The organism is Segatella albensis DSM 11370 = JCM 12258 (genome assembly GCF_000426565.1).
Classification (GTDB): domain Bacteria; phylum Bacteroidota; class Bacteroidia; order Bacteroidales; family Bacteroidaceae; genus Prevotella; species Prevotella albensis.
The window spans coordinates 73,860-95,390 of the sequence record NZ_AUFP01000002.1; the positions used below are offsets into that span (position 1 = coordinate 73,860).

18 protein-coding genes, 1 tRNA gene and 1 riboswitch are annotated in these 21,531 nt (G+C 46.4%); of the genes, 12 read left to right on the forward strand and 7 right to left on the reverse strand.

Annotated elements, in window-relative coordinates:
* The first annotated feature begins 53 nt into the window (after nucleotides 1-53).
* The 9 genes from rlmN (at nucleotide 54) to K333_RS0101865 (ending at nucleotide 7,544) form a co-directional block, all read left to right on the forward strand.
* The gene (rlmN, locus tag K333_RS0101825) at nucleotides 54-1,106 is read left to right on the forward strand and encodes a 23S rRNA (adenine(2503)-C(2))-methyltransferase RlmN (protein WP_024989165.1); all 1,053 of its coding nucleotides are present in this window, start codon (nucleotides 54-56) and stop codon (nucleotides 1,104-1,106) included.
* A 13-nt stretch (nucleotides 1,107-1,119) separates the two neighbouring features.
* Nucleotides 1,120-2,004 carry a DUF4837 family protein gene (locus K333_RS0101830; protein WP_081657180.1) on the forward strand — a complete coding sequence of 295 codons (885 nt, stop codon included), beginning with the start codon at nucleotides 1,120-1,122 and terminating at the stop codon, nucleotides 2,002-2,004.
* The gene (locus K333_RS0101835) at nucleotides 1,991-3,151 is read left to right on the forward strand and encodes a PdxA family dehydrogenase (protein WP_024989163.1); all 1,161 of its coding nucleotides are present in this window, start codon (nucleotides 1,991-1,993) and stop codon (nucleotides 3,149-3,151) included. Before K333_RS0101830 ends, K333_RS0101835 begins: the two co-directional genes overlap by 14 nt.
* A 74-nt stretch (nucleotides 3,152-3,225) precedes the next feature.
* Nucleotides 3,226-4,215 carry a lysylphosphatidylglycerol synthase transmembrane domain-containing protein gene (locus K333_RS0101840; RefSeq protein WP_024989162.1) on the forward strand — a complete coding sequence of 330 codons (990 nt, stop codon included), beginning with the start codon at nucleotides 3,226-3,228 and terminating at the stop codon, nucleotides 4,213-4,215.
* A gap of 75 nt (nucleotides 4,216-4,290) precedes the next feature.
* Nucleotides 4,291-5,544 (forward strand): sigma-54 interaction domain-containing protein, encoded by a 1,254-nt coding sequence (locus K333_RS0101845; protein ID WP_024989161.1) that lies wholly within the window; start codon nucleotides 4,291-4,293, stop codon nucleotides 5,542-5,544.
* Nucleotides 5,541-6,095: an LptE family protein gene (locus tag K333_RS0101850; RefSeq protein ID WP_051230832.1), complete on the forward strand. Its 555-nt coding sequence runs from the start codon at nucleotides 5,541-5,543 to the stop codon at nucleotides 6,093-6,095. The genes K333_RS0101845 and K333_RS0101850 overlap by 4 nt, the downstream gene beginning before the upstream one ends.
* On the forward strand, nucleotides 6,095-6,994 hold the full coding sequence (locus K333_RS0101855) for a hypothetical protein (protein ID WP_024989159.1): 900 nt from the start codon (nucleotides 6,095-6,097) through the stop codon (nucleotides 6,992-6,994). Before K333_RS0101850 ends, K333_RS0101855 begins: the two co-directional genes overlap by 1 nt.
* A 2-nt stretch (nucleotides 6,995-6,996) precedes the next feature.
* Nucleotides 6,997-7,371: a preprotein translocase subunit SecG gene (gene secG, locus K333_RS0101860; RefSeq protein WP_024989158.1), complete on the forward strand. Its 375-nt coding sequence runs from the start codon at nucleotides 6,997-6,999 to the stop codon at nucleotides 7,369-7,371.
* 97 nt (nucleotides 7,372-7,468) lie between these two features.
* Nucleotides 7,469-7,544 (forward strand) — tRNA-His (locus tag K333_RS0101865).
* Between the two features lie 106 nt (nucleotides 7,545-7,650).
* Here K333_RS0101865 and K333_RS0101870 read toward each other — a convergent pair.
* Both K333_RS0101870 and K333_RS12835 read right to left on the reverse strand, forming a co-directional pair.
* Nucleotides 7,651-8,340 carry a type I restriction endonuclease gene (locus tag K333_RS0101870; RefSeq protein ID WP_024989157.1) on the reverse strand — a complete coding sequence of 230 codons (690 nt, stop codon included), beginning with the start codon at nucleotides 8,338-8,340 and terminating at the stop codon, nucleotides 7,651-7,653.
* A gap of 17 nt (nucleotides 8,341-8,357) precedes the next feature.
* Nucleotides 8,358-8,549 carry a winged helix-turn-helix domain-containing protein gene (locus tag K333_RS12835; RefSeq protein WP_262498673.1) on the reverse strand — a complete coding sequence of 64 codons (192 nt, stop codon included), beginning with the start codon at nucleotides 8,547-8,549 and terminating at the stop codon, nucleotides 8,358-8,360.
* 677 nt (nucleotides 8,550-9,226) lie between these two features.
* Here K333_RS12835 and K333_RS0101880 point away from each other — a divergent pair.
* Both K333_RS0101880 and K333_RS0101885 read left to right on the forward strand, forming a co-directional pair.
* Nucleotides 9,227-10,498: an ABC transporter substrate-binding protein gene (locus K333_RS0101880; RefSeq protein ID WP_027452261.1), complete on the forward strand. Its 1,272-nt coding sequence runs from the start codon at nucleotides 9,227-9,229 to the stop codon at nucleotides 10,496-10,498.
* Nucleotides 10,495-11,532 (forward strand): iron ABC transporter permease, encoded by a 1,038-nt coding sequence (locus tag K333_RS0101885; RefSeq protein WP_024989156.1) that lies wholly within the window; start codon nucleotides 10,495-10,497, stop codon nucleotides 11,530-11,532. Before K333_RS0101880 ends, K333_RS0101885 begins: the two co-directional genes overlap by 4 nt.
* Here the strand turns inward: K333_RS0101885 and cbiD are convergent.
* The 5 genes from cbiD to K333_RS0101910 are packed head-to-tail and all read right to left on the reverse strand — an operon-like array spanning nucleotide 11,523 to nucleotide 19,849.
* Nucleotides 11,523-13,343 (reverse strand): cobalt-precorrin-5B (C(1))-methyltransferase CbiD, encoded by a 1,821-nt coding sequence (cbiD, locus tag K333_RS0101890; RefSeq protein WP_024989155.1) that lies wholly within the window; start codon nucleotides 13,341-13,343, stop codon nucleotides 11,523-11,525. The genes K333_RS0101885 and cbiD overlap by 10 nt on opposite strands.
* Nucleotides 13,340-15,103: a precorrin-4 C(11)-methyltransferase gene (cobM, locus tag K333_RS0101895; protein ID WP_024989154.1), complete on the reverse strand. Its 1,764-nt coding sequence runs from the start codon at nucleotides 15,101-15,103 to the stop codon at nucleotides 13,340-13,342. Before cobM ends, cbiD begins: the two co-directional genes overlap by 4 nt.
* A 20-nt stretch (nucleotides 15,104-15,123) precedes the next feature.
* Nucleotides 15,124-16,338: a bifunctional cobalt-precorrin-7 (C(5))-methyltransferase/cobalt-precorrin-6B (C(15))-methyltransferase gene (locus K333_RS0101900; protein WP_024989153.1), complete on the reverse strand. Its 1,215-nt coding sequence runs from the start codon at nucleotides 16,336-16,338 to the stop codon at nucleotides 15,124-15,126.
* A 30-nt stretch (nucleotides 16,339-16,368) separates the two neighbouring features.
* Nucleotides 16,369-17,778: a precorrin-3B C(17)-methyltransferase gene (cobJ, locus tag K333_RS0101905; RefSeq protein WP_027452262.1), complete on the reverse strand. Its 1,410-nt coding sequence runs from the start codon at nucleotides 17,776-17,778 to the stop codon at nucleotides 16,369-16,371.
* 10 nt (nucleotides 17,779-17,788) lie between these two features.
* Nucleotides 17,789-19,849: a TonB-dependent receptor plug domain-containing protein gene (locus K333_RS0101910; RefSeq protein WP_024989152.1), complete on the reverse strand. Its 2,061-nt coding sequence runs from the start codon at nucleotides 19,847-19,849 to the stop codon at nucleotides 17,789-17,791.
* A gap of 80 nt (nucleotides 19,850-19,929) precedes the next feature.
* A riboswitch (cobalamin riboswitch) is annotated at nucleotides 19,930-20,121 on the reverse strand.
* Nucleotides 20,122-20,211: 90 nt separating this feature from the next.
* Between K333_RS0101910 and K333_RS0101915 the strand changes: the two genes are divergently transcribed.
* On the forward strand, nucleotides 20,212-21,498 hold the full coding sequence (locus K333_RS0101915) for a cobyrinate a,c-diamide synthase (protein ID WP_024989151.1): 1,287 nt from the start codon (nucleotides 20,212-20,214) through the stop codon (nucleotides 21,496-21,498).
* Nucleotides 21,499-21,531 lie beyond the last annotated feature (33 nt).

The window sequence follows — 21,531 nt, forward strand, 5'->3', positions numbered from 1 at the left end:
ATAATCACTATTCATACCTGTGATTTTCCCAACTTTTTATTATCTTTGCAGCTATGAACGAAGAAAAGAAAGTACTCTTGGGAATGACCCTTGACGAACTGAAAGATGCCGTCAAGACATTAGGTATGCCAGCCTTTACAGGTGGGCAGATTGCCAAATGGCTGTACGAGAAGCACGTGAAGAGCATCGACGAGATGACAAACCTATCCAAGGCCAACCGCGAGAAACTGGCCGAGCATTTTGAGATTGGTTGTGCTGGGGCTATCGACGAGCAGCGCTCTAAGGATGGCACCGTGAAATATCTCTTCCCTACTCGTAGCGGTAAGTTCGTAGAATCGGTCTTTATCCCTGAAGAAAATAATCATGCTACGTTATGCGTATCATCACAGGTGGGATGTAAGATGAACTGTCTGTTCTGTCAGACTGGCAAGCAAGGCTTCGAAGGAAGTCTTCCTGCTTCTGACATTTTGAACCAAATCTATTCCCTACCGGAAGTCGACCAACTCACCAACATTGTGTACATGGGTCAAGGTGAACCAATGGACAACCTCGACAATGTGTTGCGCTCCACAGAGATTCTTACAGCCAAATACGGATGGGCATGGAGTCCAAAGCGCATCACAGTATCATCAGTAGGAGTCAAGAATAAGTTGAAACGTTTCCTCGATGAGAGTCAATGCCAAGTTGCCATCAGTATGCACTCACCCTTACCCGAACAACGTGCCCAACTAATGCCGGCACAGAAGGGCATGAGCATCGAGAAAGTAGTAGAATTGTTACGCAACTACGACTTCTCTCACCAGCGTCGCCTCACCTTCGAATATATCGTTTTCGGAGGTGTCAACGATAGTATCGACCATGCCAAGGCCATCATTCGACTGACCCGCGGACTGGAATGCCACGTCAACTTGATTCGTTTCCACCAGATACCGAACGTTCCGCTCCACGGAGCCGACGAGAAGACGATGGAGACCTTCCGCGATTATCTTACCTCACACGGCGTATTCACAACGATTCGTGCCAGTCGCGGACAGGATATCTTCGCAGCCTGCGGCCTCTTGAGTACGAGCAAGAAGATCGGTGAAATCAGAGCCAACCAGGAATAAAAGGAATAAAGACATGAATAAGTTCGGGAGTATCATTCTGTTGATATCTTTAATCATGATTTGCGGATGTCGTGAGAGAATGAACCGACTGCCCAACAGTACAGCCCGACCTTACGAGGTTATCCTCTCCGGTGATAGTGCCGACACGATAAGGAAGGCGCTCACGACTGATGTGGAAGGACTTCCTCAGCCGGAGCCCAACTTTGACGTGAGGACTATCAAACCGGCAAACCTAAAAGGCAACATGCTTTATGCACGGGCCATCGTTATCTATTCGCACGACCACGATACAATATGCCATTACAAACTGAACGTGCACGCTGAGCCGCAGATCATCATCGAGGCCAACGCACACAATATCAAGTCGGTGATTCGATATCTACAGGCTTTCGAGGCCGAACAACAAGTTGTTCAACTCCGTCGTCATCGCAATCGTGAAATGGAACGAATGATACGGAAGAAGTTTGGTATCCAGATGACGATTCCTGTGGAGATGACATCGAGCAAGGTACGCAAAGATTTCATATGGCTATCCAACAACGATGCCCTGAAGATGAAGAACATCTGCATCATACGGATCAACGAACCAACCACAGAAGCCATCGACAGTATGCTGGCTCGGAATATCAAGGGCGAAACAGATGCTATGCATATGCAACTTACTTCCGCCACACTACACGAGGAGGAAACGGCTAACGGAGAACAGCATCTCTATGGACTATGGGATATGAAAGGTGATGCCATGGGAGGGCCTTTCGAAGCAAGAGTCGTCCCACAAGGTAATCATTACATCGCTATGTTAACCTTTGCTTACGCACCACAAACCAAGAAAAGAAACATCATGCGACAGCTTCATGCTGTTATCTACAATAAATTCATTACTTATGGAAGAAAATAATAAAATACGTGTGGCTATCACACATGGCGATACCAATGGTATCGGATATGAGCTCATCTTTAAAACCTTTGCAGAACCAGAGATGCTGGAGATTTGTACTCCGATCATCTACGGCTCGCCTAAAGCCGCTGCCTATCATCGCAACGTACTCGACATTCAGGCTAATTTCTCTATCATCAACTCGGCAGAAGAAGCCAGAGATGGAAGAATCAACCTGTTGCCTACCTACGACGAAGAAACGAAGATCGATATGGGCATCGCGACACCGGAATCCGGAACGGCTGCCCTCAAAGCCCTCGACAGAGCTATGGGCGACTATCGCAATGGATTGTTCGATGTTCTGGTGACAGCTCCTATCAACAAGGCAAACATCAAGGGCGAAGGGTTCGAGTTCAAAGGTAATGCCAAATATATAGAAACTTGTATCGGTGAGGGACAAAAGGCTTTCCCTATCCTTGTCAACGAACAGATCCGACTGGCTTCTGTCACCGAGAATATCCCGCTCAAGGATGTGGCCAATGCCATCACGAAAGAAGCCCTCGCCGAAAAGGCCACGATATTCTTCAACACCCTTCGTCGCGACTTCAATATCTCAAACCCTCGTATCGCCGTATTGGCGCTCAACCCAAGTACCAACGAGGACGGTACCTTCGGCAAGGAGGAGACTGAGGTCATCATTCCGACAATCAATGAACTCGTTGACAAGGGTGTAGAGACATTCGGTCCTTATGCGGCAGACGAATTCTTTGGCAACGGTTATTATCAGTCTTTCGATGGTATCCTTGCGATGTACCACGATCAGGGTACAGCACCTTTCAAGACAATCGCTCCGGAATCCGGTGTGGTCTATTTGGCTAACCTCCCTGCAATTACGACAGCATCCGATATGACCGTAGATTACGAGAATGCAGGCAAGTGTATCGAGAGTCCTGACAGCTTCCGACATGCCGTCTATCTGGCTATCGACTCATTCAACAATCGCCACCGCTATGATGAGCCTTTGACGAACCCGCTCAAGAAGCTCTATCATGAGAAACGCGACGAGAGTGAGAAAAATCGCTTTGCCATTCCTAAGAAGCATAGTGGTGATCCTTTCCCTCCAAAGGAAGACAAGCATACCGAGAAGAAAGAGGCACAGAAGAAATAAAAGAGAACATCTGGTGTTAAAGCATTTGCTCTAACACCAGAAAAGTTCTAAAAATACGAATTGATGTAGATGAGATGAGAAAGAAATACCAGAATGCTTTCTTCATTTTTGGTATCGTTGTACTCGGCATCATGGTGAGCCAGCTCAACTTTACCGAAGTATGGCAGGGATTGCAACATGCCGGCTATTGGTTCTTCGCAGTCCTCATCCTTTGGGCATTTCTGTACATCTTCAACGTATCAGCATGGTATGTCATCATCCGTTCGTTAAAGGCCAAGGTCAACTTTCTCTGGCTCTATAAGATAACCGTCTCCGGCTTCGCCCTGAACTATGCCACCCCAGGCGGTCTCATGGGTGGCGAACCTTATCGCATCATGTCCTTAGCGCCACATATCGGTACCGAGAAAGCCACTTCCTCCGTGGTACTCTATGCGATGACCCACATTTTCAGTCATTTCTGGTTTTGGATTATATCCATATTTCTTTACATTATCACCCAACCGATTCACCTATTCATGGGGATTATCCTTGCGTTGACCTTCACATTTTGCTCCCTCGGAATATGGTTTTTCATGAAGGGATATCGCAAAGGATTGGCCTATAGGGCTATGAACATTGCAAAACATATTCCTGGTTTACACAGAAGGACTGAGCAGTTTATCTCTACCCATAAGGAACAACTCAACACCATCGACGAACAGATCGCAGCCCTCCACCGTCAGAACCCCAAATCGTTTATCACAGCAGTACTCTTAGAACTCATGTGCAGAATCTGTTCAGCACTTGAAATTTTCTTTATACTCTTGGTACTCATGCCACAGGTAAACTACATCGACTGCATCCTCATCCTCGCCTTCACCTCATTACTCGCCAACCTACTCTTCTTCATGCCCCTCCAGTTAGGCGGCAGAGAAGGCGGATTTCTTCTCTCCACAACAGGACTTGCCATGAGCGCAAGTGCAGGAATCTTCGTAGCCTTAATCGTCCGTCTCCGCGAACTGATATGGGTAGCTATCGGTCTACTTCTCATCAAATTCGATAGAAAATCTACTCTTACAGAGTAATAAGCGGTTAAAAACCCGAAAAAAACTGCCAAATTTGCGCATTTCTCAAAAATAATATGTAAATTTGTCAGCTAAATGAATACATCAGAACTGCAAAAAGTAAAACAGAGATACAACATTGTAGGAAACTGCGATGAATTGAATCATGCTCTTGACGTTGCCCTTCAGGTAGCGCCAACAGATTTGAGCGTACTTATTGTTGGCGAATCAGGTGTCGGCAAGGAAATCATTCCGAGAGTTATCCACGACAACTCCCCTCGCCGACGCGAACAATATCTTGCCATCAACTGCGGTTCTATTCCTGAAGGCACCATCGACAGCGAACTGTTCGGTCATGAGAAAGGTTCTTTCACCGGTGCTATCGGAGAAAGTGAAGGTTACTTCGGCATCACCGACAAGGGTACAATCTTCCTCGACGAGGTAGGTGAACTACCATTGGCAACACAAGCACGTCTGCTCCGCGTACTGGAAACAGGAGAATATATCCGTGTTGGCGGTACACAGATTCGCAAGACCAATGTAAGAATCGTGGCTGCTACCAACGTGAACATGCGCAAGGCTGTAAGCGAAGGTAAATTCCGCGAGGACTTGTATTATCGTTTGAATACCATCCCTATCCAGATGCCTCCTCTCCGCAATCGTGGCAACGACATCTTGTTGCTCTTCCGCCTCTTCGCCATGCAGATGGCTGAGAAATATCGCATCCCAAAGATTATACTTACCGACGAGGCCAAACAGATTATGCTGCAATACAAATGGCCTGGTAACGTGCGACAGCTCAAGAATATCACCGAGCAAATGTCTATCTTAAGCGAGAAGAGGGAAATAGACACAGAGACCCTACTTCAATACATCCCTCGTGATATCGAATCTACGCAACTGGCAACGACCAACAAACCGGGACAGCACTCCTACGAGAGTGAACGCGAGATACTATACAAGATTCTATACGAGCTAAGAGGCAACGTGAGCGATTTGAAACGCGACATGAACACCCTCCGCAAACAACTCGATGAAGCACGCGGTCTTGCCGGGGCTGCAGGATTCCAGAATCCGACATTCCAAGATACTGAGGCTGCGAAGTTCCCAATGGTACAATCGGGACATCATGAACCAAGCAACGAGATTGCCGAAGCTGAAGCCGAAGAAATCAAAGATCTCGAGCCGGAGACGCTCAACCTCAACGATCTGGGCAGACTGATGGTGGAGAAAGCCTTGGAACGCAACGGAGGCAACAGAAAGAAAGCAGCACAGGAACTCGGCATCTCCGACCGAACCTTGTACAGAAGAATCAACCAATACGGTCTTGACAAGCAAAAAGAAAAATGAATATTCTAAAAGAAATATACAATAAGGTAATAACAGCGCATCGCTATCTATGGATAGTGCTCCCTATCTGCGTCCTCACTTGCCTTGTAGCCGCTTGCAGCATTTCCTACAAATTCAATGGCTCTAGCATCGACTACAACAAGACCAAGACTATCCAGATAGACGAGTTCCCTATTCGTTCAAGCTATGTATGGGGACCTATGGGTCCAATGTTCAACAATGCCCTCAAGGATGAGTTTGCCAATCACACTCGTCTGCAACAGGTAAAACGTAACGGTGACTTGCAGATTTCGGGAGAGATCACCAACTATTCCCAGCGTAACAAATCTGTTTCCAGTGAGGGATACTCTGCACAGACTGAGTTGAGCATCACGGTAAACGTGCGCTTCACAAATAATAAAAATCACAGCGAGGACTTCGAAAAACAGTTCACCGCCGCACAGACTTATGAGACTACTCAGAGTTTGGCCAGCGTGCAGGAAGAACTGGTAACACAAATCATCAAAGACCTCGTCGATCAAATATTCAACGCAACAGTCGCAAATTGGTAATGGAGTTAGCACAACTAATACAACATCCGGAAAAGATGAACAAGGAGACGCTCTACGACCTTCGTAGTCTTCTTGCCCTTCATCCTTACTATCAGACGGCACGCCTGCTGATGTTGCAGAACCTATACATACTCCATAGTCCGTCCTTCGACGAGGAATTGCGCCGGGCTGCCATCTATATCACCGACCGCAAGGTACTCTTCCAGATGATAGAGGCTGCGCACTACAAGTTGCATACTCTTCGCAAAGATGACAAGTCTGCTGCCACCCAACAGGACAACAGTAGCAGAACCGTGGCCTTGATTGACAACTTCTTGGAATCAATCCCTGCCGACGAAGACAACGAAGAGACAAGTAAGCAACACCGCAAGCCTACTCCTGCCGATGCTGCCGTTGACTATGTGGCCTACCTACTCGAGACTGAAGATGAAGACAACAAGGTCGAAGATGTACAGGAACAGGAGGACGGCGAAGCCAAGTCTTCCGGAAGTAGAACTATCGACCTCATCGACAACTTCATCCATGATGGTGGTTTCAACCTGTCTACCGAAGAGGGGGAACAAGAACAAAACGAGAAAATCGATGAAGACTTGCTCATCCCTGAGGAACAGTATAACCTAGAGGAGGCCACCAAGAATATGCCTGACACGACTGTAGAGGAACAAGAAGAGGAAGAAGGAGTTGAAAAACAAGCTGATTCCCCAACAGAAGAAAAGGAAACAGACGAAAGCTACTTCACGGAAACATTGGCACGAATCTACATCAAACAAGGCAGATATGAGAAAGCATTGGAAATAATCCAGAGATTATATTTGAATTATCCGAAAAAAAATGCTTACTTTGCAGACCAGATGCGTTTCTTAGAGAAATTGATTATAAATAATAAAAACAATAAATAACAATGTACACATTATTAATTATCTTAATTGTCCTGGTATCATTCCTCATGATCGGAATCGTACTTATTCAGGAGTCAAAGGGAGGTGGACTCGCTTCAAACTTCTCTTCATCAAATTCTATCATGGGTGTTCGCAAGACCACCGATATCATTGAAAAACTCACATGGACTTTTGCCGGCATCATGGTTGTCATCAGCGTTCTTTGCGCTTACACCGCTCCAAAAGCTCAAGGTGAAGAAAGTGTTATGGAGAAAACTTCTACTACGACCAACACTGCAATGCCTGCAATGCCTGGTCAGAGTAGCGATGCTAACACTGCAACTCCTGCTGCAGCAGGTCAGAATGCACCTCAGGCACCAACATCTCCTGCAAAATAAACTTTTTTTGAAAAAAGTAAGAGAAAAATTTGGTGGAACCATTTTTTTCTCTTACCTTTGCACCCGCTAAACAACAATAGCGGACATCAATTAAGATGGTGGATGTAGTTCAGTTGGTTAGAGCGTCAGATTGTGGTTCTGAATGTCGTGGGTTCGAGTCCCACCCTCCACCCATCAAGAAAGCGGAAATCCTTTTTAGGATTTCCGCTTTTCTTTTATCCATATAGAGTACAAAACAGATGGTTTTCTACTCTATATCATTTAAGGTGTAATATCCTATCATTTACGATGAACCTCCAACCCAGCCCCATTGCTACCTTGGTTGAACGGTATAAAGTAAGTCTTCTCACCCTTCAGTTCTGTAGCCATGGCAGCCTCATAGAGGTCGCAGCCGAAATAGGCAAGGATACGGTTATCGAAATGAAACAAAGGTTCCTTAGGGTTACGATCATGCTTCCATTGTTCTATCGAGTCGTTCACATCCTGTCCCGTGAACTGGTTTTTCAATTCTATGGCCACTATAGGAATACCGTTGAGCGAGAGCACCATATCGATAGAGTTTCTCACGTCCTTGCTATACACGAACTGGCGCGTACACTCCAAGATATTCTTATGATACTTCTCCATAAGTTCAGGGTTGAGCGAAGAGGCAGGAGCGAAATAGCAAAGTTGAATCTCAATGCCCCTATTCTTGATACCCTTACGAAGCGTATGAATAAGGCCATACTTCAAGATGTCGCCCTGCATCGTCTTGTAGAGTTCAGTTTTAGCATTAGATCCAAACACACGTTCAAACTTCTCCCAAGCCTTAGGCTGAGAGTCTTTGATAAAACGAATGAGAGTATCTAAGTCAATGGCCTTTTCCTTATCGTATGTTTTCTGAGAACCTTTCACGTACCCTCCTTCTGTGATAAGATACTGTTCTATATCGGCCTCAAAATTCTTTTCCTGTAAACCGCTGTGTGTCATAATTCAAAACAATAAGTTTATTTTTCTATAATTTCCCATCTACCACCATAGTCGTGTCCGTCCCGTCGTATAAGCCCTTGTTCTTGAAGTTTCTTTATGTGTTTAGCAATACCACTACGAGCTTTACCCAGCCTTGCAGAAATCTCATCATAGGTTATTTCTGGATTATTTCTAATTAATTCTAAGATTTCCATAGCTACTTCTGAAATTTTTCTTGTTTGAACGGACTGAGAGGTGGACTAAGAGGCGGACTGAGAGGTGGACTGACTTCAAAACAATAACAGATGAAGACATATATATGGTACAAGAAAAGATTAACAACAGACCTAGAAAAAGGCTGAATTTTATATCTTCTATTGAGTTTATAATACGAAAATATTGGAAAAATAAAACAATTCTAAAGTTGTTGCGTTATTAAGTTGAATTCGCCCAAGTTTAATGAACTTTAAATTCCTTAATTTTCAATCTTAAGAAGATGCTCATAATTCGCAAATTCTGAATCCATGACGAGTTGATGACGAAAACTGGAATTATGAGCAAAATGCAAATTACTGATTATCAGCAAGTTAAAAAATCAACATCTATTCTATCATCAAAAGATACTGAAAATAGCGGCTTATTCAGTTAACTACATAAGGCTACAAACCTATTCGCACGAGCTTACGAAGTTAACTGCGTAAGCCGATGAAGTTAACTGCGTTCGAAGACGCAAGTTTTGAGCATGGATTTTCCATACTATCATGGGGGCAGAAGACTGCCCGTTTGCTCTAAAAGGAGCTATAAACAGACACCTTTTTCTTTTAACACTTGCACGATAAGGTTTAAATAGTGTAAAAATTATCACATCAGGAAACTATTTTGTATCTTTGCATAAAATTATCAAACTATGAAGAGAATTGCTTTTATCGCACTTACTGCCATCTTCGCGATGACAATGAACTCATGTAAAAATAATCTGCAAAAGAAAGATTATCCTAAGGCTGACGTGACGGGGATCATGAGCAAGGATGCCTTGATCCAACCGAAATATGCTAAAGGGTTTACCGTGAAATATCAGAAGGATGGCGTGAGACTCGTCGACATTTTCGGTTCTGAAATGGAGATGAAAGGTATGGGGGGTATGAAGAAGCATCACGACAAAGGGATGAAGAAGGCTCATGGTGAACATTCCGGTAAGATGCACATGATGGGCGACAAAGAGCACATGATGGATGACCATAAGAGTGATTATCACTTTGCTCTGGTGCCACGAGGCGCCAAGGTTAATGTGCCTGCAGGATATACTCCTATAGAAATCCCTATCAAGAGTACCATCTGTATGACACTATTGCAGCTCTCCAACTTCACCGCCCTCGATGCCCACGACTATGTGAAGGGTATCACCAGCACAAAGAATCTCTTTGACAAGGATATCCTGAAACGCGTGAAAGAGGGAGACATCGTGAAGATCGGACAAGAAGGTAATTTTGATACCGAGGTGGTGATGGCTGCCAACCCTGACATCATCTTCATCTCACCTTTTAAACGTGGCGGATATGAGACAATCAAGGAGACGGGAATCACACTGATACCACATCTGGGTTATAAGGAACTCTCTCCATTAGGTCAGGCTGAATGGATCAAATTCGTCAGTATGTTCATCGGTAAGGAGAAGGAGGCCAACAAGATCTTCGCTGGCATCGAAAAGCGATATCAGGCAGCGAAGGCCTTGGCACTGAAGGTGAAGAACAGACCGGTGGTGTTCAGCGGTGAAATACATGGTGGCAACTGGTTTGCCGTGGGTGGTAAGAACTATCTTGCTCAGATGTTCCGCGACGCCGGTGCCGAATATGTGCTGAAGAATGATCACCACACCGGAGGCGTCCCTATGGACTTTGAATCTCTATATGCTCAGGCAGCACAGGCTGACTACTGGAGGATTCTGAACAGTTATCCGGGCAATTTCTCGTATGATGCACTAAAGGCCAGTGACCCAAGGAATGCTGACTTCAAGGCTTTCAAAGAGAAGCATGTCATCTATTGCAACATGAAGCAGACTCCTTATTATGAGTTGTCACCGGTACAACCGGATATCTTATTAAAAGACTTTATCGCTATCTTCCATCCGGAGTTGATGCCGAAAGACTATAAACCAACTTATTATACCCTACTGAAATGATGCGGAGAACTGCCCCTTTGATGACCCTACTCCTTGTGGCCATCGCCTTGTTGTTTGTCATCAACTTGGCTATTGGCTCTATCGACATCCCTATGAAGGATGTCGTAGCTATCCTTTTGGGCAACGATGAGACATCAGAGATCTGGCAGAACATCATCTTAAAGTCAAGAGTTCCACAGGCCCTCACGGCAACTATGGCGGGAGCAGGACTGGCTATCAGTGGTCTGCAGATGCAGACGGTATTCCACAATCCACTGGCTGGTCCTTCGGTATTGGGAGTGAGCAGTGGTGCCAGTTTGGGCGTTGCCTTTGTCGTCCTACTCTCCGGAGCTATAGGAAATGTGGCTCTGAGCCGACTGGGATATCTCGGTGACACAGCCTTATCCATCGCTGCCATCATCGGTTCACTCTCCGTGATGGGGCTCATCGTATGGATATCGCAACGTGTAAAGGGTAATGTCACACTGTTGATCATCGGTGTGATGATCGGTTATCTAGCCTCAGCGATCATCGGTATACTGAAGTTCTTTAGTCCTGAGGAAGATGTAAAGGCTTTCGTCGTCTGGGGACTGGGCAGTTTCTCACGTGTATCGGGCGACCAGATGGTACTTTTCGTGGTCATCATGGCGATACTGATACCGCTCTCGATGTTACTCATCAAGACGCTCAACCTGATGCTGCTCGGTGATGAATACGCGAAGAACCTCGGTCTGAACATCAACCGTGCCCGCACGCTGATCATACTGAGTGCCGGTATCCTCATCGCTATCGTCACCGCCTATTGTGGACCGATCATGTTCATCGGTTTGGCGGTACCTCACCTCTGTCGCGCTGTATTCCGCAGTTCCAACCATCGTATCTTGATGCCGGGAACCATGCTCATGGGGGCAGCACTGGCCTTGGTATGCAACCTACTGGCGAGGATGCCGGGATTCGAGGGTGTGCTACCGGTAAACTCGGTAACGGCTCTCATCGGAGCGCCTGTCATCGCTGTTGTATTATTCAGAAGAAGAAATCGTGAATTTCATGAGTGATAGATGTTGCCGTCTTCATCAATCAACAATATGGTCAGTTGACCATGCGGTAACAGGGATTCACAATGGGAGGCACAATACTTGATGACGACTTCGGCAAATCGCTGAAGTTGACTCTCAGGGACGATCTTCCACAATTCACGAGCTAAGGTGATGTGTTCTGCCTTACGGATGACTGTATCATCGCATTGAGCTTCCCGAAGCATATCCAGAATAAAACTTTTATCCATCACGGATTTCTTGCTGTGGGTATCCAAATTTCCTGCCGCCAACTTTACCGCCTTTCCAAGCATCACACCCAATGTTACCTGAGGAAAATGCAGTTCTGAGGCCATCCGGATGGTATCACCGATATAGTTGCCATACTCCACGAAAACTTGTGAAGGCAATGCGGGATAATAGACCTTGACGAATCGCTCACTCTTGGCACCGGAATTGATGACCACCCGATCGCATCCCGAAGCCTTAGCCACCTGCATACACTTCTTGATGGAATCTAAGAACCCAGCCTTGGAGAAAGGTTTGATGATGCCAGAAACTCCTACCACGGAGATGCCACCAACAATGCCCAGACGGGGATTGAACGTGCGACGGGCTATCTCTTCGCCTTGTGGAATGGAGATCGTCACCACAAGATGGGCATCGGGGAAATGAGCAAGAATATTATCACGGATCATCTCACGAGGTACTCGATTGATAGCAGACTCGCCGACGGGAGAGTCGAAACCGGGAAGTGTTATGGTTCCTACACCCTTACCGCCCTTGATGATGATGTTTTCATGTTGTTCTCCACGGGTTTGGATCACCGATGCCTGTATCTCCAGTCCATTCGTTACATCCGGGTCGTCACCACTATCCTTGATGACCGATGCCCCATCATTATGATAAAGGACATCAACGGGAATGGTCTCCTCATTAGGGAGGATGACGGGCACACTTGTAGGGCATTCGTCTTTCAACAAACGAAAACAGGCTGCCAATGCTGCTGCCGTAGCACATGTACCAGTGGTAAGTCCACTATGCAATGGATAAAACTCCGGAAGTACATGTTCTACCATTCTTCGCAGTCCATGCTCTCCATTTACGGTCAGGAAGCCTTCGGGCATGACGGGACGTTTGATGGCCATCACACGGATGCCAAGAGATAAAGCTGCACGGGTCTTATCTTCAAAGCCTCCACTCTCACCGCTCTCCTTGACGAGGACGACATCGGGATGCAGACGTTCAAAGAGGGCCATATCGTCTTCCGTCGTCGAACGCTCCGCATCACTTGGAGAGGGATAGTAGCAAAGTTCTTCATCGCATGCTCCCTGCTCATAAGCCAAAGCCATACTACTTTGCCGAGGAAGTATCCTAAACCACAGTCGGATGCCCCGCTGCTTCAAAGGTTGCAACCGAGATATCGACTGCACCCCACAGGTTGAAAGTACACGTTTTACGGTTTTGTTTTTGTCGGTCAACATACGGATTGCCTCATCGTAATCGGCAACCCACAGGATAGCAGGATTACGAGGAGGATAGATTCGCTCATAGCGGATGACTGGAAGATGAAGTTGACGAGATACACGTGCTATCGTATGATGCAGATGCGCGGCAAAAGGATGGGCAGCATCAATGATGAGGCGGATGGAATGTGACCGACAGAAGGCGATCATGTCGTTCTCGGGCATAGCTCCACAGAGCGGAATACCATGCAGCAAGGCGATATCCTGTTCACCTTGTTTGGTAGAATAGAAGAAGGGATTACCCGCTTCTTCCAGTTCCGCTACCGTCTTACGACCTTCTGTCGTTCCTCCAAATACGAGTATCATTTGCCCTGACGGAATAGATGCGTGAAATGTCTATCGTAGAGTTTTGACTCATGACTTCTGTTATCTATCGCCTCACCAACGACAAGCATCGTGGTCAGGGTAAGATGATGATCTTTCACAATCTTAGCCAGGTCTTTGAGTTGACCGCGATAGATGCGTTGGTCGTCCCAAGTGAGATGATAGCAAGCTGCAACGGGAGTATCTTCGGGATATTCCATGAGTAACTCCTTTTGCACCTTGTCGACGATTGCTGCACTCAGGAAGATGCACATCGTACTCTGACTGCGTGCCAACAGGTGCAACTTCTCACGCTCAGGCATCGGTGTACGCCCTTCGCCTCGTGTCAGAATGATGGTCTGCACACGTTCCGGAATGGTAAACTGGGAACGCAGTTCGGCGGCAGCTGCCAGAAACGATGATATTCCCGGAGTGATATGATAGTGCATATTGTGCTGGTCGAAATAGGCCATCTGCTCCTGTATAGCACCGAAGATGCAAGGGTCACCAGTATGCAATCGTACGATATATTTGCCTTGATCGTAGAAGGTCTTCATCAACTGGCATTGCTCTTGCAAATTCATGTCGGCAGAGGAACGGACGGTAGCACCGGCCTTGGCACAATCCGTAAGTTCACGAGGCACCAGACTACCGGCATACAAGATCAGGTCGGCATGTTCGAGCATCCTGCGCCCACGTACTGATACGAGGTCGGGATCTCCGGGACCTGCTCCGACTATCTCGATATGTCCCTGACGAACGGCATCAACATCGAGAGCGGCTGCCAATGTCCACTTTTCTCCTTTCTGCTTAGACATCAGTAGACGACCATACCGGGAAGAGAGAAGGGCGGATGCTTCACAGACACTCGCTGTAGACATATATTTTTCGACAGTGGCACTGGGATTAGGAACTTCCACATCCTTGAGTTGGGCTGCATCGTAGAAATGTACGGTCTCACCTTGTGCCTGTAAAATCTTGACCACAGGTTCGTCTTTCTTCTCACGAATTGTGGAATAGTCAGCGACAGCCTCCGGAAGGATCTGATGATCAGTCATCGATGCCGTCATCTCCCTCAGAATCGTATCAACAGGTTGGGCTTGATGCGCCAGTCCTATACCGAGGTGAACGCATCGTGGGATATATTGCAGACAGGGTATTGTAATGTTATGGAGTTGGAAAGGAGACACCGCCAGCAACAACTCATAATCTTGTTGCGGGATGTCATCAAGATGATAGAACACCTTTACATGATCGGGAAGGTTAGCTTCCATCCAGTCTGTTCCCTTATCACAAATATCAAGTAATAAGGCCGTCGGTCTGCGGTTCGTAAAGCGTGCAATCTGCTGATTCATCCGTTCATTCTCCACTGTCCATCCAAATCGTCCGGCAAGCATATCGAGAGCCCATAATCCCATGCGGTCACTCTGTGTGGTGACAACGGGCATAGCTCCCAATAATCCAGCAATTCTATGGGTGAGTTCGTTGGCCCCACCAATATGTCCCGACAAGACTGAAACGACCATCTCGCCCAAACTATCGACACAGACTACTGCCGGGTCGGTATGTTTATCTCGAAGATAAGGTGCAATGCTACGCACACAAATGCCCATGGCACCGATAAAGACAAAGGCATCATGAGTGTTCCAATGTTCCGGTGTCATACCTTCATGCAAACTAAAAGGATGGGCATGCAACTCTTCTATCAATCGTTGGGCTACAGGATGTCCTGTCTTCGAAATCTGTATAACAGCAATCTTCATTATATCGTATGGTCTTTACTTTACAACTCCTGTTTTATCGCTTTTAGTATAATGATAGGGTTAAATTCATCTAATTGGATACGTTCGGCAGATTGCAATGTCATACCGAGTTCTGTGGCTGTGGTTTCGAATATCGCCCTACTATCTACGGGAACAACCTGAGAGATGACGGCATTCATCACGATGCATCCTCCGGGACGAAGATACTTATAGATACGATGTATCATATCGCGAAGATGTCCCCCATGACCGCCGATGAAGACGGCATCCGGAGCTTTCAGCACAGAGAGGTCTTCTTGCATGAAGTCGCCGATATGTACTTCTATTCCCGGTGCTCCGAAGCGATGACAGTTCTCCTGCATGAGTGCCCTGCCCTCTTGACGGATCTCAAAAGATGTGATATGAAGGTGCGGAAACTGTAGGCGCGCTTCTACTGATACGGAACCGGTGCAGAAGCCGATATCCCACATCTCATGACGCTGATACAGATCCAGTGCCTGAAGGGACAACAAGCGAATAGGCATCTTGGTAATCATCTTGCTACGCCCGTCCAGAAGCATAAACTCGTGATCGGGAATGCCCAACCTGCGCGGTGGTAATGGGGATGATGCCTGCAAAATCAAACAGTTGGGATATTCTGAGGTATCATGTGCGGCCTCCGACAGGGAGATTGTACGCACCTTTTCCTTCTCTCTATTGCCCAGATGCTCGCCTATCGTCATCTGATACTGTGTATATCCGTATTCTATCATCCGTTGAGCAATAGCTGACGGCGAATGTTGACGGTCGGTAAGTAGACCGATCTTGTCTGCACGCTCTATCAAAGCTCTGTCAAATTCAGGCCAGTCGCGCCCTGTGAGCGATACGATGCGCATATCATGATAAGGTATCACCATGCGATGCGCTAAGGTCTGAAGGGAGTTGAACCAGGGATAGACGATGATCTCGGCATCCGGCATCTTGCGACGGATGGTATTGGCAAAACCAAAGAACAGGGGATCACCGGAGGCAAAGACGACGATAGGTGACTCTACAGCGGAATATTGTCGGAAAACATCATCCAAGGGTACGGTGATGTCTATCCATTGCGCATCAACGGGCAATTGCTCACTCACCAGTTCATGGTGACGTCTACCACCCGAGAAGATACGTGCGGTAGACAAGAGTTCTTCTACTTCTTTCGCAAAATGGAAATCAGGAGAATCGGGAATACCTATTACAAAAAACTTTTTCATAGGTCTATGATTTATTCTTTTATTCTGCTATCATAAGTCGCGCCCGGGACGTAACTGTGCAGCATCATCAAAACAAAGGATGGCATTGCAGAGTGTGGCGGCAAGGTTGCTGCCCCCCTTTCTGCCCTCAACGATAATCTTAGGGATGTCATGGAACGGTTTCACCATATATTTAGACTCCTTGACATGTACGAAGCCTACCGGTGCTGCGATGATACCGGCAGGATGAGCCTTGCCCTTACGAATCAAATCGCAGAGTTCCATCAATGCCGTAGGTGCATTGCCAAAGGCAAAGAGGGCATCAGGATGTTCTTCTACAGCCAATCGGATTCCCGCCTGTGTACGGGTGATACCTTTCTGTTGGGCGAGTTCACTCACACGAGGGTCCATCAGATAGCATTTTGCCTCTACCCCTAACCGTGCCAAGGCGCCCTTGCGGATGCCACTCGTCACCATCGTCACATCAGTCACAATGGTTTTCAACTCGCCTGAGGCTACCTTACGATATAGGTTTTCCACAGCATGGTCATCGGTATAGAGGATATCTTCCATATCGAAATCTGCCGTCGTATGAATGGCATGGAGCAAAGCCCACTTATGGTCGAGCGGGATATCAGGATGTTTCAGTTCGCTCTCTATAGTCCTAAAACTATGGATCATGATATCCTGTCCGATCTTCGCGGCATGGTCGTCATCCTGACGATAATACCCGCGAGGGGTTATCATACTACCATTCCATTCGTACGATTGCGAATTACCAATCAGTACCACCGTGAACATATCTATTTCTTCAGGGTCAAAGTCTTGGAGGGTCGTCAGCGTCACCTTCTGTTCTTCTCTGCCGGCTTGTCTCACATAGCCTACCGGGGTTTCCTTGGCTCTACCCTCTTGCAGGAAAATTTCCTTCAGTCGATAGAGTTGCCAGTATCTGCCATGACTCTTAGGGTTATATACTGCCGTGATGAAGTCGGCCATCGCGGCAGCATGTATTCGTTTTTCAATGACCTCCCATGGGGTCATCAGATCGGATAGTGAGATAACGCAAAAATCATGGCCGATAGGTGCACCGAGCAGAGAGGCCGCCTTCTGGAAGGCGCTGATACCCGGATAAGAGATGACCTCAACATCACTGTTACGCTCGCGTTTCATCTCATAGATGAGTGGTGTCATACCATAGATGCCTGCATCGCCACTACTGATGACGACAACGACATTGCCTTGTTCTGCGAGTTCGAAGGCCTGCAAGGCTCTGTCGCGTTCACGTTTCATACCGGTGTCGATACATTGGGCATCACTACGAAGATAATGTTTGACAAACTGGAAGTAATAGCTATACCCTATTACGATATCTGCCTCGCGAACGGCATTCAGTACGGCGGGGGTCATATCATCTGCACTACCCGGTCCGATGCCAACAACTATGATTTTTGCGTTACTCATTGATTCATCATTATTTAAACTTCACCTTCAGTCCTACTACGAGCATTCTGCCTGGTGAGTAGAGTGCATATCGGCGCTTGTCGCTATCGATACGATTATCGGTCTTATTCAGGATGTTATCCACACCGATACTTGGTTCGATAAACGCCCACTTCAGATAATCGAAGGTATGTGTTGTATTCAGATTCCATACACCGAAGCCTGGAGCATCTTCATAACTTGGGTAATAGGTCTTACTCTGCAGTCTGCCGTTCAAATTCACGTTGAGGGCATACTTGTTCCATACATGGTGATAGTTGGCTGCTACGGTTGCGGTATTGCGGATACTACGTTCCAAAACTTGCCATACGTCAGCGCTCTTGGTCTTTGCATAAGTATAGGCATAGTTGGCTGTGAGATCAAAACCCGGGAGGACGTTAGCCCATAGGTTTACCTGTACACCTTTTACCAATCCACGGTCACTATTCTGATAGAGTGAATAATGGGTGAGCTTCTTAGCCTGTGGATCTGTCATCTCTGGGAATGCTTTTCTCAGTTCTACAAGTTTCTCCGGAGTTACATCAACATAATTCTTGATGACCATATCGCTGATATAGTTCATGAAGCCATTAACAGACATAGAGAATCTATTGGTACGGTATTCTGCATTCAAAGCGACATAATTACTCTTCTCCGGCTTCAAGTTCTTGTCACCAAAAGTTACCATCACCTTACCATGGTTTACAGAGAAGTAATTGTAATACAACTCATCAAGTCCCGGAGCACGGAAACCCATGGCGTAGTTGGCACGCAAGTTGAAGTTACCCACAGAATACATCAACGCAAACTTTGGAGTAAGTCGGTTACCGAAAGTTTCATGATAGTTGTAACGCAATCCGGCAGTAGCCTTCAAACCGCTTACGATTGTTTGTTCATGCTGAACATATCCGGCTAAGGTATATACGTGTTCATCGATATTACCCGAAGAGGCTGTAAGGAAGTCGTTACGCCAGTTGGCACCAATCACGGTGGTACCATTCTTTACGAAATGGAATACGCCCTTCAGGTCAGACTCATAAGAGCGTTGCTTCTTCTGCTGAATATAGTCGCCGATATGATTTGACTTGGTCTCGACATCATATTCCTTACCATAACGGAACTTATCGGTGGTAAAGGTAAACTGGATAGAATTCTTGTCGTTGATCTTATAGATACTTCCCAAATCCCATCGCAATCCTTTATATCGCATCTCGTAATCATATCCTCCGGCGATATCGGTACGGGTATCCGGACGATTGGTCATCTTGTAAGATGTGCTCAGCGAAGCATTGAAAGAAAGATGACGATTGACGTCATACACAAACTTCTGACTGAAAAGGTTCGACTTGTAACCGACAAAGATCGGAGACAAAGACTGCCGGGTTTCACCATCTTCACCCTTTACATATTCCAAAGGGTTGATGCGATAGCTATCAGCCTTGTCGTGAGTGAATGTCGTATATGATCCGAATCCCTTGTAATAGGCATCGAGGTTCACAGACTGTGTCAACTGTCCACGTCCTGAAACACGAGTATTTGATGTTACAGATACGAGATCGTTCGTAGGTTGGTCGGTAATAATGTTGATGACACCGCCGATGGCATCAGAGCCATAAAGTGAGGAAGCCGCACCGTCAAGTACCTCGATACGCTTCACACGAGACATATCGACACGATTCAAATCAACATTGTTGCTGATATCACCAGACAACTTCTGACCATTGACGAGCACCAAGATATACTTGTTTCCCAATCCGTTGAGACGCAACTGTGATCCCATGGCATTAGGAGCCAATGAAACCTGAGGAAGCATGTGAGTCAACGCTGCATCAAGGGTGGTGATGCCTTGTTCGTGGATTTCACCCTTCGTGAGTACATGTACCGGCGTTGATGAGGATTTAAGATGCTGATGATGTCCCGAGGCTGTAACCACTACAGGGTCAAGAACATGAGTACGATAAACACTCAATGTATCATTCTTTTGATGCATCTGAGCATTTGCAGGGTAAGTGGCGACCATTCCGCCCACTAACAATAAATAAACTTTCTTCATTACTTTATGATTTACGGATTCGATGTCGTGATATAAAGAACATGAATCCTAGTTAAACTTCAACTCCTGGAAGTCTTATACTCTATAATATAGATAAGGTAGGTATTCTGGCTCTCCTCAATTCACTATACCTTCCCGCTCGACGCAGTGGCGTTATACTAGTGAATCAGTAAAACGAGGATTACAGCTGCAGGAACAGCTCCGGTATTCCACCGGATTCCCTTGCATCCTTCAGATTCTTCTTAAGGATTGCCTCATCTGGAATGCAAAGATACATATAAATTAAGAAAAAGAGGGTAATTTTGATATATTTTTTAAAAACATCCTTTTATTTTCTCTTAGAAAGTTTTACTTTTGCAATAATGAATATGATTCCTCAATTTCTCATCGCTGCACCATCCTCGGCTTCCGGAAAAACCACAATCGCCCGCGGACTGATGGCGCTCTATACGCACAAGGGGTTACATGTGCAACCCTGCAAGTGTGGACCTGACTATATAGATACGAAGTATCATGCTATGGTATGTGGGCGACCTTCGGTGAATCTCGACTCTTTCATGGCCAGCAAATCTCATATCCAAGAGATTTATGCCCGATATGCTGACCATGCTGATCTGACGATCACGGAAGGTATGATGGGACTATACGATGGATATGACCGCGACCTGGGTTCTTCGGCCGAGATTGCTCGTATCTTGCATCTGCCTGTGATACTGGTCGTAAACGCGAGATCATCGGCTTATTCCATCGCTCCTCTGATACAGGGCTTTGTCAACTTCAGAAAGGATGTGGAGATTGCGGGAGTTATCTTCAACCAGGTGGGGTCGCAGCGCCATTTCAACATGCTAAAACAGGCTTGCGACGACATCGATGTTCGGTGCTTCGGATATCTTCCCAAACAGTCTGAATGGGAAGTGTCATCAAGATATCTGGGGTTAGACTTCAACACGGATTCTAAATCACAACAACTTATCGAACAACTCGACAAGACGGTTGACTGGCGGGGATTGCTCGAATTGAAACATCCGCTCGCGGCTCCTTCTCCCGTAACTTCACAAAGGGATGGGGGGCATATCCTTGTGGCGCGAAACGCTGATTCTTTCTCTTTTATCTATCAGGAACATATCGACATTCTGCGTACGCTCGGAACCGTGGATTTCTTTGATCCGGAAGAGAATTTCTCACTTCCTGATGATACTTCTCTGTTATATCTACCGGGTGGCTATCCTGAACAGCACACTGAAGCACTCATGAAGGCTGAAACCACGAGGAAGTCTATCAGAGAATATGCACAGAGAGGAGGAAAGGTTCTTGCCGAATGTGGGGGAATGATGTATCTATGCAAGGAAATCCTCACCGATGAGGGATGTTGGGAGATGTGTGGAGTGTTGCCGTATTCCATCACAGCACGAAAATCAGACCGGAAATTATCTCTCGGATATCGTCAAATGGAATGGAATCATCAGAATCTTCGGGGGCATGAATTCCATTACACACAATTCTGCAATGAAGTTCCTGCATCGATGACGCAAGTATATAATGCTGCCGGGACTCCTGTGACAACTCCCGTATTCCGCGAAGGGAATGTCATCGCCAGCTACACACATCTTTACTGGGGAGAAACAGACCCGTTAAAGTTGTTTCTGTAGTGTTAGAATGATGTAGTATACGGAATACGCAAC